The sequence below is a fragment of the Pseudomonas sp. SORT22 genome, from assembly GCF_018417635.1.
Taxonomy (GTDB): domain Bacteria; phylum Pseudomonadota; class Gammaproteobacteria; order Pseudomonadales; family Pseudomonadaceae; genus Aquipseudomonas.
Genome location: NZ_CP071007.1, coordinates 3,099,792 through 3,115,583, shown reverse-complemented (window position 1 = coordinate 3,115,583; position 15,792 = coordinate 3,099,792). Strand labels below are relative to the sequence as shown.

The 15,792-nt window shown below is 65.6% G+C and carries 12 protein-coding genes; 1 reads left to right on the top strand and 11 read right to left on the bottom strand.

The window, feature by feature from the left end:
• Positions 1–67: 67 nt before the first annotated feature.
• The 7 genes from JYG36_RS14330 to JYG36_RS14300 all read right to left on the bottom strand — a co-directional run bounded on the left by JYG36_RS14330 (position 68) and on the right by JYG36_RS14300 (position 11,069).
• Positions 68–1,714 carry a fatty acid--CoA ligase gene (locus JYG36_RS14330; protein WP_213601251.1) on the bottom strand — a complete coding sequence of 549 codons (1,647 nt, stop codon included), beginning with the start codon at positions 1,712–1,714 and terminating at the stop codon, positions 68–70.
• 11 nt (positions 1,715–1,725) lie between these two features.
• Positions 1,726–3,498, bottom strand: coding sequence for an acyl-CoA dehydrogenase C-terminal domain-containing protein (locus tag JYG36_RS14325; RefSeq protein ID WP_213601250.1), 1,773 nt, complete (start codon positions 3,496–3,498; stop codon positions 1,726–1,728).
• Entirely contained in the window at positions 3,491–5,965 is a 2,475-nt protein-coding gene (locus JYG36_RS14320) for an efflux RND transporter permease subunit (protein WP_213601247.1), read from the bottom strand. The genes JYG36_RS14325 and JYG36_RS14320 overlap by 8 nt, the downstream gene beginning before the upstream one ends.
• A gap of 15 nt (positions 5,966–5,980) precedes the next feature.
• Positions 5,981–7,057 (bottom strand): WD40/YVTN/BNR-like repeat-containing protein, encoded by a 1,077-nt coding sequence (locus JYG36_RS14315; RefSeq protein WP_213601245.1) that lies wholly within the window; start codon positions 7,055–7,057, stop codon positions 5,981–5,983.
• 32 nt (positions 7,058–7,089) lie between these two features.
• The gene (locus JYG36_RS14310) at positions 7,090–8,448 is read right to left on the bottom strand and encodes a DUF1329 domain-containing protein (RefSeq protein ID WP_213601243.1); all 1,359 of its coding nucleotides are present in this window, start codon (positions 8,446–8,448) and stop codon (positions 7,090–7,092) included.
• A gap of 21 nt (positions 8,449–8,469) precedes the next feature.
• The gene (locus tag JYG36_RS14305; RefSeq protein WP_213601241.1) at positions 8,470–10,425 is read right to left on the bottom strand and encodes a DUF1302 domain-containing protein; all 1,956 of its coding nucleotides are present in this window, start codon (positions 10,423–10,425) and stop codon (positions 8,470–8,472) included.
• Between the two features lie 74 nt (positions 10,426–10,499).
• Positions 10,500–11,069: an RBBP9/YdeN family alpha/beta hydrolase gene (locus tag JYG36_RS14300; RefSeq protein WP_213601240.1), complete on the bottom strand. Its 570-nt coding sequence runs from the start codon at positions 11,067–11,069 to the stop codon at positions 10,500–10,502.
• Positions 11,070–11,349: 280 nt separating this feature from the next.
• Here JYG36_RS14300 and JYG36_RS14295 point away from each other — a divergent pair, with 280 nt between their 5' ends.
• Positions 11,350–12,360: an AraC family transcriptional regulator gene (locus JYG36_RS14295; RefSeq protein WP_213601239.1), complete on the top strand. Its 1,011-nt coding sequence runs from the start codon at positions 11,350–11,352 to the stop codon at positions 12,358–12,360.
• 70 nt (positions 12,361–12,430) lie between these two features.
• Here the strand turns inward: JYG36_RS14295 and JYG36_RS14290 are convergent, their stop codons facing one another.
• From JYG36_RS14290 to JYG36_RS14275, 4 genes are read right to left on the bottom strand one after another with little or no spacing between them, the layout of a single operon-like run.
• Positions 12,431–13,441 (bottom strand): YeiH family protein, encoded by a 1,011-nt coding sequence (locus JYG36_RS14290; protein WP_213601238.1) that lies wholly within the window; start codon positions 13,439–13,441, stop codon positions 12,431–12,433.
• Positions 13,438–13,764: a Rieske (2Fe-2S) protein gene (locus JYG36_RS14285; protein WP_045200882.1), complete on the bottom strand. Its 327-nt coding sequence runs from the start codon at positions 13,762–13,764 to the stop codon at positions 13,438–13,440. Before JYG36_RS14285 ends, JYG36_RS14290 begins: the two co-directional genes overlap by 4 nt.
• On the bottom strand, positions 13,761–14,414 hold the full coding sequence (locus tag JYG36_RS14280; protein ID WP_213601237.1) for a DsbA family oxidoreductase: 654 nt from the start codon (positions 14,412–14,414) through the stop codon (positions 13,761–13,763). The genes JYG36_RS14285 and JYG36_RS14280 overlap by 4 nt, the downstream gene beginning before the upstream one ends.
• On the bottom strand, positions 14,411–15,691 hold the full coding sequence (locus tag JYG36_RS14275; protein ID WP_045200886.1) for an MFS transporter: 1,281 nt from the start codon (positions 15,689–15,691) through the stop codon (positions 14,411–14,413). Before JYG36_RS14275 ends, JYG36_RS14280 begins: the two co-directional genes overlap by 4 nt.
• Positions 15,692–15,792 lie beyond the last annotated feature (101 nt).

Sequence of the window (15,792 nt, the reverse complement as noted above, 5' to 3'; positions counted from 1 at the left end):
CGGGCTTGCCCCGCGATGAGGCCGGTCAAGCCCATCGCGGCGCAAGTCGAATGCCCACTTGCTTTACTCAGACGCCACAATGGCTCTGGCGAATCAGCTTCTTGTTGATCTTGCCGACGCTGGTCTTGGGAATTTCGCTGACAAAGCGCACCAGGCGCGGAATCGCCCATTTGTTCAGGCGCCCGCTGTCGACAAATGGCTGCAGGTGCCGGGCCAGCGCCGGCTGATCCAGCTCGACGCCGGCAACGCAGACCACCAGGGCCAGCGGCTGCTCGCCCCACTGCGCATCCTCCACCCCCACCACCGCCACCGAATCGACCCCGCTGTGCTGGCTGATCAGGCTTTCCAGCTCCACCGAGCTGATCCACTCACCGCCGGTCTTGATCACGTCCTTGATCCGATCGCGAATCTGCACCGCGCCGCGCTCATCGATGCAGGCCATGTCGCCGGTGTGCAGCCAGCCGCCGGCCCACAGTGCGGCGCCCTGCTCCGGCTCCTTGAGGTAACCCTGGGTCAGCCATGGCGCGCGCACGACGATTTCACCGAGGCTTGCGCCGTCGTGGGCCACGTCTTTGCCCTGTTCGTCGACGATGCGCAGGTCCGCCAGCGGGATCGGCACCCCGGCGTTGATCCGCAACGGCAGTTGCGCCTGCATCGGCAACGCCAGGTCAGCGGCGCCAAGGCTTGTCACGCACAGCAGCGGGCAGGTCTCGGACATGCCATAGCCGCAGTGCACGCGAATGCCCCTGGCGCTGGCCCGCGCGGCCAGGCCCTGGGTCAGCGCGCTGCCGCCGAGCAGCATCTTCCAGCCGCTGAAGTCGGTGCGCTGGCCTTCGTCGCAATCGAGCATTATCTGCAACAGGGTCGGCACGCAGTGCGAGAAGCTCACCTGCTCTTCGCGCATCAGCCGCACCAGTTGGTTGGGCTCGTAGCGGCCGGGGTACACCTGCTTGATGCCCAAGGCCGTGGCCACGTAGGGCACGCCCCAGGCATGCACATGGAACATCGGCGTGATCGGCATGTACACATCGCCCGAACGCAACAGCGGCTCACCGCCGCAGGCGGCGAAGGTGCCGAGTTCGTTGAGGGTGTGCAGCACCAGTTGCCGATGGCTGAAGTACACGCCCTTGGGGTTGCCGGTGGTGCCGGTGGTGTAGAACAGCGTGGCCACCGAGTTCTCGTCGAAATCGGCAAAGTCGAAGTGGCTGTCGGCATCGGCCAGCAGCGCTTCGTATTCGCCCAGCAGCGGCAGTTCCGTGTGCACTTCAGCGCCGTCACTCAGGCGCAGGTAACCCTTGACCGTCGGTAATTGCTCGCGCAACTGGGTCATCAGCGGCATGAAGTCGTCATGCACCAGCACCAGGTGATCCTCGGCGTGGTTCATGGTGTAGCGCACCTGCTCGGGCGACAGCCGTACGTTGACGGTGTGCAGCACGGCGCCGAGCATCGGCACGGCAAAAAAGCACTCCAGCGCGCGGTGGCTGTCCCAGTCGAGCAAGGCCACGGTGTCGCCAGGCTTGACCCCGGCAGCGCTCAGCACATTGGCCAGGCGCTGGATGCGTTCAAGCAAGGTGCTGTAGCTGTAGCGCAGCTTGTCGGCGTAGACGATCTCCTGGCCGGGCTGGTAGCGCACGCCCGACAACAGCAGGCGCTTGATCAGCAACGGGTAGCTGTAGGCGCCGGGCGCAGGTTCGATGATGCGGGTGCGGGTCATGGGCGTGTCCTTCACAGTTGCTCGGCCTTGAGCAGGAACAGGCTGTGGCTGCCGGCCTTGACACTGGCGCTGAGCGAATCGATGCGCGGCAGCAGGCGGGCGAAATAGAAGCGTGCGGTGCCCAGCTTGCTCTGGTAGAAGGCGCCGTGGTGCTGCATAGAGACATCGGCCATGCGCGTCCACAAATAGGCATACAGGGTGTAGCCGAACACCTGCAGGTACTCCACCGCCGCCGCGCCGATCTCCTCAGGGTTGCCCTGGGCGCGGTCGAGCACCCAGGCGGTGAGGTCGTCGAGATTGGCCAGCGCCAGCAACAGCGGGGTCTTGAACTCGGCGCGCGAGGCCGCCAGGGTCTGGGCGTAGGCCTTGATCTCCTGCGCAAGCGCCGCGTAGCTGCGGCCACCGTCGGCGACCAGCTTGCGCCCGAGCAGGTCCAGGGCCTGGATGCCGTTGGTGCCTTCGTAGATCTGGGTGATGCGGCAATCGCGAATCAGCTGTTCCTGGCCCCATTCGCGAATATAACCATGGCCGCCGAACACCTGCTGGCCGTGCACGGTGGTTTCCAGGCCCATGTCGGTCAAGAACGCCTTGGCCACCGGCGTCAGCAGCGCTACCCGCGCTTGCGCCTGGCTGCGCTCATCGGCATTTTCGCTGTACTTGGCCAGGTCCAGTTGCAGCGCCACATAGGTGGAGAACGCCCGCCCGCCTTCGTTCAACGCCTTCATGGTCAACAGCATGCGCCGCACATCGGCGTGCTCGATAATCGGGTCGGCCGCCTGCTGCGCGTTTACCGGGCCAGTGGCAGCGCGGCTTTGCAAGCGTTCGCGGGCGTAGGCCACGGCGTTCTGGTACGAGCGCTCGCCCAGCGCCAGGCCCTGGATACCGACGCCCAGGCGCTCGTAGTTCATCATGGTGAACATGGCATTCAGGCCCTTGTTGGCCTCGCCCACCAGGTAGCCGACGGCGCCGTCGAAGTTCATCACGCAGGTGGCCGAGGCCTTGATGCCCATCTTGTGTTCGATCGAGCCACAGCTCACCGCGTTGGCCTCGCCCAGTGCGCCGTCCTCCTCCACCAGCAGCTTGGGCACCAGGAACAGCGAGATGCCCTTGGCGCCAGCCGGTGCGTCCGGCAGCTTGGCCAGCACCAGGTGGATGATGTTCTCGGTCAGGTCCTGCTCGCCGCCGGTGATGAAGATCTTCGTGCCCGTGACCCGGTAGCTGCCATCAGCCCGGGGTTCGGCTCGGGTACGGATCAGGCCCAGGTCGGTGCCGGCATGGGGTTCGGTCAGGCACATCGACCCCGACCAGCGCCCTTCGTACATGGGCGGCAGGTAGCGCGCCTTGAGCGCCTCGCTGGCATGGTTGAGCAGCGACAGGCAGGCGCCGGCGGTCAGCATCGGGTACAGGGCGAACGACAGGTTGGCGGCGTTGAGCATCTCCTCGACCTGGGCGGCAATCACCTTGGGCATGCCCATGCCGCCATATTCACAAGCCCCGGCAACGCCGACCCAGCCGTCGTCGGCATAGTTGCGATAAGCCTGGGCAAAACCATCCGGGGTGCTCACCCGGCCCTCATGCCACTGGCAACCCTGCTCGTCGCCACTGCGGTTGAGCGGTGCCACCTGCCGGGCGATGAGCTTGCCGGCCTGCTCGAGGATGGCCCGCGCGGTGTCGGCATCGACCTGCTCGGCCAGGGCCGGAATGCGCGCCCACTGGCCAGGAATGTCGAACACTTCGTTGAACAGAAAATCCATGTCACGCAACGGCGGTAGGTAATCAGACATGCGATGAGCACTCGGCTTTTTGGCTGTTAAGGTTCAGCCCCTCGACACTGCCGGGGCTGGGTGAAGGCGCCCGCGCCTGGCTGGCGGGCAAGAGGAAGTGCGACAGCGCCGGGATCAGCACCAGCGCACCGAGCATGTTCCAGAGGAACATGAAGGTCAGCAGGATGCCCATGTCGGCCTGGAACTTGATCGGCGACCAGGCCCAGCCAACCACGCCGGCGGCCAGGGTGATGCCGACCAGGCCGACCACCCGCCCGGTAAAGGCCACGGCGTTCTTGTAGGATTGCGCCAGCGACAGGCCCTGACGCTGGTAATGCAGCTGCACGCTGAGCAGGTACAGCGCGTAATCGACGCCAATGCCCACGCCCAGGGCGATTACCGGCAAGGTGGCGACCTTGACGCCGATGCCCATCATCACCATCAGCGCCTCGCAGAGTATCGAGGTGAGCATCAGCGGCAGTACCGCCACCAGGGTTGCGCGCCAGCTGCGAAAGGTGATCAGGCAGAACAGCGTCACCGCCAGGTACACCAGCAACAACATGCTGCGGTTGGCCTCGCGCACCACGATGTTGGTCGCTGCCTCGATCCCGGCGCTGCCGGCCGCCAGCAGGAACTGGCGGTCCTCGCTGCTGTTGGCCTGGGCAAAGCGCTCGGCAATCGCCACCACCTGGTCGAGGGTGTCGGCCTTGTGGTCCTTGAGGTAGGCGATCACCGGCATCAGCGAGCAGTCGTTGTTGAACAGCTCCGGGGCGTTCACCGAGGCCTGCTGGGCGGCATAGTTGAGCACGTCCTGGTTGCGCTGGATGCTGCTCAGCTTGGGGTTGCCCTCGTAGGTGCCGGCGGTTATCTGGCGTACCGCGTTGGTCAGCGACAAGGTGGTCTGCACCTGCGGGTTCTGTTGCAGCGCCCAGGCCAGGCGGTCGGCGAGCACCAGGGTCTGGTAGCGCAGACAGCCTTCCGGGGCGGTCTTGATCATTACCGCAAAGGTGTCGCTGGACAGCGCGTAATGGCCGGTGATGTAGGCGTTGTCGCGGTTGTAGCGCGAGTCGGCGTGCAGCTCCGGTGCGCCGCTGTCGAGGTCGCCGATTTTCAGTTGCAGGCTCAGCCAGAAACCGCCGGCACCAAGCAAGGCGGCCACTAGCACGGCGCCGGTTGCCCACTTGCGTTCGGTGAAGCGATCGAGCAGGTCCCAGAGTTTGCCAAAGCCGCGATGCTCGGCGGCGCGCAGGTCGATACGCAAGGCCCGTTCAGCGGCCTTGCGCCCGACGCCGACATACGACAACGCCACCGGCATCAGCAGCAGCGAGGTGAAGATCAGCACCGCCACGCCAATGCTGGCGGTAATCGCCAGGTCCTTGATTACCGGGATGTCGATCAGCATCAGTACGGCAAAGCCCACCGCATCGGCCAGCAAGGCGGTGACCCCGGCGACGAACAAACGCCGGAAGGTGTAGCGCGCGGCGATCTGGCGGTGGGTGCCGCGGCCGATGTCCTGCAGGATGCCGTTCATCTTCTGCGCCGCATGGGACACGCCGATGGCGAAGATCAAAAAAGGCACCAGGATCGAATACGGATCGATGGCATACCCCAGCCAGGCGACGATCCCCAGTTGCCAGACCACCGCCGTCAACGAGCACAGCACCACCAGCAAGGTGCTGCGCACGCAGCGGGTATAGAGGTAGATGATCAGCAGCGTGGTCAGCACTGCCAGGGCGAAGAACAGCATCACCTGCAGCAGCCCGTCGATCAGGTCGCCCATCAGCTTGGCAAAGCCGATCACATGCAGTTTGTAGACGCCGCCCGCTTCGTAGTGCTGGCGCAACTGCTCAAGTTTTTGCGAAAAGCCGTGGTAGTCGATGCCGGCGCCGGTCGCCGAGGCCTGGTCGAGCAGCGGCACAATAAGCATGCTTGAGGTGAAGTCGCGAGCGACCAGGCTGCCGACGATGTTGGCCCGCTCGATGTTCTGGCGCAGTTGCTGGATATCGGCGGCCGAGCCCTGGTAGGCATCGGGCATCACCGGGCCGCCCTGGAAGCCCTCTTCGGTGACTTCGGTCCAGCGCACCGCCGGGCTCCACAGCGACTTCATCCAGGCGCGGTCGACACCTTGGCTGAGGAACAGCTCGTCGTTGATCTGGCGCAGGGTCTGCAGGTAGGCCGGGTCGAAGATATCGCCACGGGTGTTCTCTACCACCACCCGCAGGGAATTGCCCAGGCCGCGCAGCGCCTGGCGGTTGTCCAGGTAGTTGCGGATGTAGGGATGACTCTGCGGGATCATCTTCTCGAAGCTGGGCCGCAGCTCCAGGCGGGTCATGGCCATGCTGCCGAGCACCAGGGTAACCAGCAGCATGCACAGCATGAACGCCAGCCGGTGGTTGAACACCAGGCGTTCGAGGCGATTGCCGGAGCGTGCATCGAAGTCGCCGAGGTTGCGGATCACCGGCAAGGTGTCTTGTTGGATGTCGGCCATCAGGGTTTTCTCTTGTTATGGCTGCTGCGGTTGGTCGGGGGCCAGGGTGCGGATGCCGCGCTCACCGACCAGCACCAGCGCGGCGCCGCTATCAAAGGCTGCGCCGCTGACCAGCGCGCGCTGGGTTTGCGCCAGCGGGCTGAAGCTTGCGCCGTCATCGTTACTGACCAGCAGGTCGCCGGCCTGGCTGGCCAGCCAGAACCGCCCGCGGGCGTCGAGGCTGGCGGCGGTGATGCTGGTGTTCAGGTCGGTCTTGACCACTTGCCAGCCGGCACCGCCATCGGTGCTGCGCAGTACGTGGCCGCGCAACCCGTAGGCCAGCAGCGCCCCAGGTTTGCCAATGACGCCGAAATAACTGCCGGCATAGGGGGTGCTCAGGCGCTCGAAATGGTCGCCCGCAGCGCTCAGCTTGAGCAGCAGGCCCTGCTCGCCGCTGATGTACAGCGCGCCGTCGACGCTGGCCAGGCCGGTCAGGTGCAAGCCTTGCGGGTTGTCGCTGCGTTCCAGCCACGGCGTCCAGTGCTGGCCGCCGTCAACGGTGTGCAGCAGCAGGTTGAATACGCCCACCGCAAAACCATGCAGCGGGTCGCTGAACCAGACGTCGAGCAACGGCTTGTCGGCGCCCTCCGCGACCAGGCGCTCACCCTCGCCCACCCAGCGTGCCCATTGATCGCCGCCCGCTTGCGCCCGTGCCTGGTAATAAGCCAGCACCTGCTCGCCGAGCACCCGCCCGTCCAGCTGTTTTTCCCAGCGCTGACCGCCATCGCGGCTGTGCAATATCACCCCGTCGTTGCCCACCGCCCAGCCCAGCTGCGCGGTGGCGAAGCTCACCGCATTGAGGTCGGCGCTGACCGGCACCTGCGCCTGTTGCCAGTGGCTGCCCTGGTCATCCGAGTAGAGGATGTGCCCCCGTGGCCCCACCGCCACCAGGCGCGTACCGGCGACGCTGACATCGCGCAAGGCGCTGGTGGCGGCCAGGGCGCTGGGCTGCGCCGGCAGGTCGAGCACGTCGACGTAAGGCTCGGCCCGGGCCGCGCCCTGCAGCGCGGCCCAGGCCAGCAGCATCACGCTGCAGCGTTTGAAAAAAGCCATCCCTGATCCTCCTCGGTGCGTGCTCGACAGGCTCAGCGAATGCCGGCCCCGGCCAGGGACTCGGGCGACCACTGGGTGCGCGACAGCGGCTCGATGTAGCGAATGCCGCCGTAGGCCCCGACCACGCCATTGAGGTTGTAGGTGCCGCCGATCAGGTCGTAGATCATGAACGGCGTGGCATCCGGGGTCTGTTTGTCGTAGCTCTGGCTGAGGAAGGCGAAGCTGCCGCGGTACAGCTGGCCACGGGCGTCATACTGGTCTGAGGCCAGGGCGATCCAGCTGTCCTCGTCGAGGTAGAAGCGGCGCTTGTGGTAGATGTGCCGGGCGCCGTCCTTGAGCTTGCCTTCGACCACCCAGACCCGGTGCTTTTCCCAGCGCACGAATTGCGGCGCGAGGTGGTTGGCGGTGGTCAGTTGCTTGACGTCGGTGTTGTAGGTCAACCGGTAGGTGTTGTACGGCACGTACATCTCCTGCTTGCCGACCAGGGTCCAGTCGTAGCGGTCGAGGGCGCCGTTGAAGACGAACACGTCATCGTAGGTGCCCGAACCCGAGGTGCCCGGGTTGGGCGTGTCGTAGGCCAGGTTCGGCGCCAGCTTGACCCGGCGCTGGCCCGGCAGGTACTGCCAGGCGCTGCGTGGTTGCACCAGCGGGTTGGCGGCATCGCGCAGCATCATCGCTTCACCGGCGCGGCGGGCCGGCGCGGTGTAGGTGAGTTTCATCTGGTAGTAGGTGTCCTTGGCGCCGATCGGCTTGCTCATGTCCTCGTAGATCGGGTAGCTGATGTTGGCCTGGCCGGTGGTGCTCAGGGTGGCGTTGCCGGCGGCATCGACGTTCCACGAGTCGTACTTGGCGGTCATGCTCACGCCCTGGTAGCGCAACAGGAAGTTCCACATGGCCTCGGCACCGCTCTGCGGAATCGGGAAGGGAATGCCCGGCAGCACATTGTCGACCGCGCTACCGCCCTCCTGGCTGCGCGCACCTACGGCGTTCTTCAAGGTGTTGTCGAGCACCGGTTGCGGCAGCGCCACGGTGCGATGAGTGGGATAGACATCGACGCGAAAACTCGGGAAGCGCTTGAGCAGTTCCTGGGTGGTGGCGGTCAGTTGCCCCTTGTACTGTTCGGCATTCTTGCCATCGATGACCAGCAGCGGTTGCTCGGCGGCGAACGGGTCCGGGCGCATGCTCGCGCCGCTCTGGTATGCCGCCGGCGGGGTCAGCAGGCCGCCCTGGTAGGCGGGAATCGAGCCGTCGGCGTTGGCGGCCTTCTCTGCGCCTATCGGCGTCAGGCTGGTGCCCAGGCGCGCGGCCTGGTCGTTGGAGACGGCGGCATGGGCCGGGTTCAGGGCAGCCAGCGACAGGCACGTGGCCAACAGGGTGTGCACGTAGTTCATGTTGTTGTTTTCCTGTGTGACTCAGAAGGTGGTTTTCAGGGTCAGGTACAGCGCGCCACGGTCCTCGGTGGTGGCGGCGCCGCCAGAGAACGCGGCGTAACCGCCGCCGTAGCAGGTGTAGTCCTGCTCGCCGTCCAGGGCGTTGGGGGTGCTGCCGTCGGTCTGGCCGTTGTTGCAGGACTGGGTCTTGCCGAAGCCATCGACGTACTTGAGGTCGACGAAGTACTGGTTGTAGATCGCCGCGCTCAGGCCCACGGCGTAGTTGCCGGTGTTCTCGGCGCCGCCGCCCTGCACCGGCGATACGCCGTCCAGGCCGACGTTGATCGACAGCGGCATGCTCAGGTCCATGCCCGGCAATACCTGGTACCAGGTCGGGGTGAAGTTGACCGCGATGCCCCAGTTGTCGCGGGTCGGCTGGTCGATGCCGCGGTAGCTGCTTTTACCCTTGTACAAGGCCGCGTTGTGGTTATCGAGCTTGAGCAGGTTGCTGTAGAACAGCTCGCCGAGCAGGGTCGCCGAGTCGAACAACGGCGTATCGGCAATGGTCATCAGGCCGTTGAGGGTCCAGTGCAGGGTGTCGCCGGTGGCGCTCATGCTGTCGCCGTCGGACGGCGCTTCATAGACCACGCCACTGCTGGGCAAACGCGCCGGCAGCAGGCCGAAGCCGCCACCCAGGCCGGCCTGGCCCGGCGCACTGAGGATCGCCGGAATGCTCGCCAGGGGCATGTTGTGGCGGATGTTCAGGTCGCTGCCGACGCTGATACCGCCGACATCCTTGGACAGGCTCAGGCCATAGATGTCGATGTTGTCGGCGTAGGCGAACTGGTAGGTGGCGCTTTGCAGCGAGTTGTAGAGGTTGCCGACCGCGCCCTGGGCACTGCCCGGCGGGCTGCCGAACGGGCCGTTGGCGACGGTCAGGCCGCGGGCGTCGAGCCAGGCCTGGGGCAGGATCTCCGAAGTCTTGCGGTAATACACGCCCAGGGTGCCGCCCAGCCATTCGGGCGACCACTTGGCCATCACCCCCCAGTCGCCGCGTTTGTCCGGGGTCAGGTCGTGGCCGCGGCGGATGTTGGTCAGCGCGCCGCGCACCGGGATCAGCCCGGGCGTGCCGGTGTGGCCGAGCAGAAAGCTCTGTGCGCCCTCGCCCACCAGGTCCGAACCGCCGTAGTAGGTGCCGGCTTCCGGCAGCCGCGCGGCGTCCCAGTCGAGGAAGTACTGCGCGCCGATGGTCAGCTCGGGGTTGACCAGCAACGCCGCCGACAGCTGGTTGCGCGGCACGAACAGCTCCTTGGCTTCGGTGCCGGGTGAGGCGGCCAGCTTGGCCAGGTCCAGGCCAGACTGGCCGTAGCTCAGCGAATGCACCGGGTTGAGCAGGGTTTCGCCCCAGAACAAATTGTGCTGGCCGAGCTTGGCGCTGATCTGCGAGGAGTCGCCCACTTCGCGACGCATGAACACGAAGGCATCCAGTACCTCACCGGACGGGCCGCTGTAGTAGCGCTGGGCATAGTTGCTCAGGTGCGGGCTGCCCAGCGGCACGCCGGTGCCGGGCAAGCCGTTGAGGCTGGGGTTGATGCCCGACTGGCCGCCGTTGCCGTTGACGAACGGGTTGGCGTTGGAGCCGGTGTTGTCGTAGGCCTTGTCGTACCAGCTGGCGGCGCTGACGCGAAAGCCCATGTTGCCCTGGTAGATCACGTCCAGCTCGCTGAGCAGGTCGATACGGTTGGTGACCGTGGTCCCGGCCTTGCGGAAGTTGTAGTCGCCGTCGTTGTTGTTGGGGGTTGCCAGCAGGCGTTTGTCAGCGCTTTCGGTGCGTACGCCGTAGTTGTACTTGACCGTGTTATCCAGGCGCACGGCCCAGTCTTCACTGCCGGTATCGAGTTCGAACGCCTGGGCGCCTGGCAGCGCCAGCAAGCCGATGGCGCAGGCGAGCAGGCAGCGCTGTGGCTTCACAGCACGGTGAATGCGAGGGTTGGACATCGCGATGGCTCCACTTATTGTTATTGTTGTTATCGCCGCCCGTCGAATGCGGGCGTGGTTCAAGCGTCCGTGCGTTACTGCCGGTCCAGGGCCTGGACCAGTTGTTCGGCCCGTGGCCAGGGGCCAAAGCCTGCGGCCGGGTTGAGGTGGCCGACAGCGCCCAGTTCCAGCAACTGGCTGCCCCAGTTGCTGGCCATGGCCCTGACCGCGTCAAGACTGGCCAGGTGGTCGTCGCTGCTGGCGGCGACGATGCTCGGGAACGGCAACGGCGTCATCGGCAGCGGGCTCCAGCCATTGGCGCGCAGGGTTTGCGGGCTTGGGTAGTGCGCCGGCCAACTGGCCGCAAGGTCCGGTGGCGCCGCCAGCAGCGCGCCCTTGATCGGCCGCTGGTAACGCGCCGCCCAGTGGGCAACCATCAGCACCCCGGCGCTGTGCGCCACCAGCAACACCTCGCCTTCAATCTGTTCAAGCGCACGCTGGATGGCGTCGACCCGGGCGTTGCAGTCCAGGCCATCGACCTGCAGCGGCGCCAGCGTATGGACCTTGGCCAGGCGTTCGGCCAGCCGGGTCTGCCAATGCTCGGGCACATGCTCGCGCAGGCCGGGGACGATCAGGACAGTAGCGGTGGTATGCAGTTTTTCCACGTCGGCACCTAGGCTCAGGACAGTCCGCTCGCAGATGATCTCGAGCGCTTGCACAGCCACAGTAATCAGCCCTCCCCGCTGGCGCTTTACATTGCGCGTCAGCGACTTTTCATTTGATGACAGGGTTTGTGGCGTATGTCCGAGTGGCCCGGGGGTGCGGGTCATCGGGCTTTTTTCAGCCGCCGAAAACGGCTTCTCATTTGGCGACACCCACGCTATAACGAATCGAACTACCCGCCATAGAAGCGGGGCGCCTGATGAATGCGTGGAAAACAATAAAATGACCGCCCTCGTACGTGCTGCAAGCCTGACCAACTACCTTGAGGTGTCCCGGCACCTGGGGCTCAACCCCCATGCCCTGCTGGCTCAGGTCGGCCTCAGTGCCAGCCTGCTCGACGACCCCAACCAGCGTATCGCGGTATCCAGCGTGGTGACCCTGCTGGAAGAGTCGGCGCGGGTCAGTGGTTGCGATACCTTTGGCCTGCGCATGGCCGAGCTGCGCCAGTTATCGGATTTTGGCGAGATCAGCCTGCTGCTCAGCCACCAGCGCACCCTGCGCGACGCCCTGCAGGTGATCGTCCAGTACCGGCATTTGCTCAACGACGCCCTGGCCATTCATATCGAAGAAGCCGGCAAGACCGTGATCATTCGGGAAGAAGTGGTCACCGACCAGCCCCAGCGCGGGCGCCAGGCCACAGAGCTGGCGATTGGCGTGATGTTGCGCCTGTGCGCCGCCCTGCTTGGCGCCCACTGGCACCCGATCAGCGCCAACTTCACCCATGCGGCGCCGGCGGACCTGGCCATTCACCGGCGGATTTTTGGCTGCAAGCTGGTGTTTGGCAGCGAGTTCAACGGTATCGTCTGCCCGGCCGCCGACCTCGACACCGCCAACCCGCTGGCCAACCAGGCCATGGCGCGCCTGGCGCAGCGTTACCTGGACACCCTGCAGGCCAGTGGCAAGCTGTCGCTGGAACTGGAAATGCGCAAGACCATCTACCTGCTATTGCCCATGGGCCGGGCGACCATCGAGCAGGTGGCGCAAACCCAGGGCATGAACGTGCGCACCTTGCAGCGGCGCCTGGAGGAATGCGGGGTGACCTTCAGCGATTTGATCAACGGCGTGCGCCGCGACCTGGTGATCCGCTACCTGGAAAACCCCAGCTATACAATGGGGCGCATTGCCGACATGCTCGGTTACTCAATGCCCAGCTCCTTTACCCGCTGGTTCATCGCCCAGTTCGGCATGCCGCCGGCCAGTTGGCGGGCGCAGCATGAGCGCCGGCAAGACTAGCCGGCGCTGTCAAACACGAGTGCTGCGCGCTTGGGTTCGGTGCATGCCAGTCCACTACTGGGGCAACCGTCTACAACCCCCAGTGCATCAATGCCAATACCAGCAGCACCAGGAACACCGTCTCCCCGACCATCAACGCAATCGGCTTGAAGCCCACCGCCGCCAGCTCCTTTAACTGAGTCTTCATGCCCAGGGCGCTGATCGCCACCACCAGGCACCAGCGCGACAGGTCGTTGACCCCGCCCTGCACCGCCGCCGACATCCAGCCGGTGCTGTTGATGCACGCCAGCAGGACAAAACCCACCGCAAACCACGGCAGTAACGGTGGCCGCTGCCCACCGGCATCACCGCCGGCGCGGCGGGTGATCATCGCCGCGCAGACAATCACCGGCAGCAACATGGCCACGCGCATCAGCTTGACCACGGTGGCAATGTCGCCGGTCTCGGTGGACATGCTGTACCCCGCGCCCACCACCTGCGCCACATCATGAATGGTCGCGCCAAGAAACACCCCGGCCTGTTGCGGCGACAGCTGCAGCCAGCTGGCAATCATCGGATAGAGGATCATCGCCAGGGTCGACAACGCCGACACGCCAATCACGGTAAACAGGGTGGCGCGCTCTTTTTGCGGGTGATGGGGCAAGGCCGCGGCCAGGGCCAGCGCCGCCGAGGCCCCGCAAATCGCCGTGGCACCACCGGTGAGCATGCCGAACAAGCGCTGAAAACCCAGGGCCCGTGCCGCCACCACCGAGACCAGGATGGTCACCACCACCAGCATCACCACCAGCGCTACCGGCTTCCAGCCAAGGCTAGCGATCTGGCCCAGGGTAATGCGCATGCCCAGCAGCGCCACGCCCAGGCGCAATACCGTGCGTGCGGTGAATTCGATCCCGGCTTTGCAACGGCCATCGCTGGCCAGAAAGTTCAGGGCCATGCCCAGCAACAAGGCAAACAACATCACCGGGGCATCGTAATGCTCACTGAGAAAACTCGCCGCCGCCGCGGCAATCAGGCTGACGATAAAGCCCGGCGCCAGTTCCCGGGCGCGGTGGTTGGCGGCGGCAATTGCGACCACGCTCATTGGCCCGCCTCCTTGCTCGCCAGCACGATGAACAGCTGCCCATCCCGTTGCTCGACCGGGTAGCTGGCAACCTTGAGCTGCGTCGAGTTGAGCAGATAACCGCTGGCCAGATCAAAGCGCAGGCCGTGGGCGCAGCACTGGATCACCCGTCCGTCCAGGCGCCCGCCGCACAACGAGGCGCCCTGGTGCGGGCAACTGTCGTCGATGGCGTAGAAGCTGTCGGCAACGTTGAACAGCGCCACGCTCCTGTCCGCCCATTCCAGCAACACCCGCCCGCCACGGGGCGGGACTTTGTCGGCCGGTACCGGATACACCCCGCTCATGCCGCCACCTCGTGTTCCAGGGCTTGGGCCATGGCCTGCAGCAACACCTCGACCGGCTGTGCCCCCGAGACCCGCAGGCGCTGGTTGAAGCGAAAGCACGGCACGCCGTCGGCAGCCTGGTCATTGGCGCCGATGAACGGGCTGGCATCGCCGCGCAGGCAATCGGCAACCCGCCCAGGCTCCAGGCCACAGGCGCTGGCGATATGCATCAAGGTCACCGGGTCACCCAAATCCTTGCCCTGCTGGAAGTAGCCGGCAAACAGCCTGGCCAGCAGTGCTTCGGCCTGCTGAGTCGAACCCAGCGCCACCGCGCGCTGCAGCAGGCGATGGGCGTCGGCGGTGTTGGGCATGCGGCTGATGCGGCTGAAATCGATCTCCACCCCTGCGGCCTTGGCGGCGCTGCGCACCTGCGCCTGGCGCAGGCGTACCGCCTCATCGCTGCCCAGGCGCTTGCGGTAAAAGGCCTCGAACGGCTGGCCGGTCCTGGCCATCTGCGGCAGTAATTGCACGCCGCGCAAGAGCAGCTTGACCTCGACCTCCGGCCGCTCGCGGCGCAGTTGTTCCAGCGCCCGCTGCAGATGCGCCTGGCCAATCAGGCACCAGGGGCAGATAAAGTCGAAGAACACTTCGATCGACAAAACGTGCTTCACGGATTCAACTCCAGGCGGGCCATGTCACGGTGGTAATGACGCTTGGCAATAAAAAACACCGCCGCCGCCGCGATGCTGATCAGCGGCACCAGCTGGAAGGCGGCCTGCAGGCCGATCAGGTCGGAGACGCGGCCGGTAATCAACGGCCCGGTCGCAAGCCCGAGCAGGTTGTTGGCCAGGGTCAGGGTGGCAAACGCGGTGCCGTGCACCGAGTAATGGGTCAGGTTGGCGACCATGGCGCTGGACGGGCCGTTGGTGCCGGCGGCAACCATCATCCCCAGGCAGATCAGCACCAGTTGCGCGGTGCCCGAGGGCAGCGCGAAGGCCAGCGACAGCAACAGGCAACTGCCCAGGCAATAACCGATGGCCAGGCTGATCTTGCGGTCCGGGCGCTGCCGGCCGAGGCGATCGCAAAGCATGGCGCAGAGGATCATGCCGATGCCGCTGCACAGCACGATGATGGCGGCGACCACGCCGGCCTGGTCGGTGCCCATGGCGTAGTAGCGATTCAGATAGCTGGGCATCCAGACAATCACCGTGCCGCCGACGAACAGCTGCAGCCCACTGCCCACGTAAGCGGCGATCACCGAGCGGCTGCCGTACAAGGTGTGCAGTGGCCGGGCGATCTTGCAGGCGGCGGCATTGACCCGCTGTGGAGCGATCTTCGCCTCCTTGACGATCAGCGGGTACAGCAACGCCAGCAACAGGCCGAACAGGGCCATCGCGGCGAACGCCCAGCGCCAGCCAAAGTGCTGGGCCATCAAGCCGCCCAGGGCCATGCCCAGCACCGAGCCGAACATGCCGCCGGCCATGAAGGCCCCGGCCAGGGTCGCGCGCATGTCACGGGGGAACACCGCGACCACCACGGCAATGCCGACGCTGCCATAGGCGGCCTCGCCGACACCGACCAGAAAACGCGCGGCAAACATCTGCGGGTAGTTGTCGGCCAGGGCGCAGCCGAGGGTGGCCAGGCTCCAGAGTACGGCCATCAGCACCAGGCTGCGGATGCGCCCGAAGCGGTCGGCCAACAGTGACAAGGGGAAGGTCAGCAGCCCGACCATCAGCGCGACAATGCCGCTGAGCAGGCCCAGCTGGCTGTCACTCAGGGCCCATTCGGCCTTGAGCAACGGGAAGACTGCGTTGAGTACCTGCCGCGACATGTAGTCGGAAATCAGCAGGCCAAAGGTCAGGGCAAAGACAATCCAGGCATATCGCCGGGAAATGCCTCGTGAAGTGTCGGCGCCATCGTCTGTGGCGCTGGCGAGATAGGCGGCCATGCTGCCTCCTTGGGGTTGTCTGGCATGAGACTTACTTATTGTTTTTATTGAAAAGCTGAAAAGCCCGACGGTCAGCGCTGTGGATCGCCGGCCCGGCACGT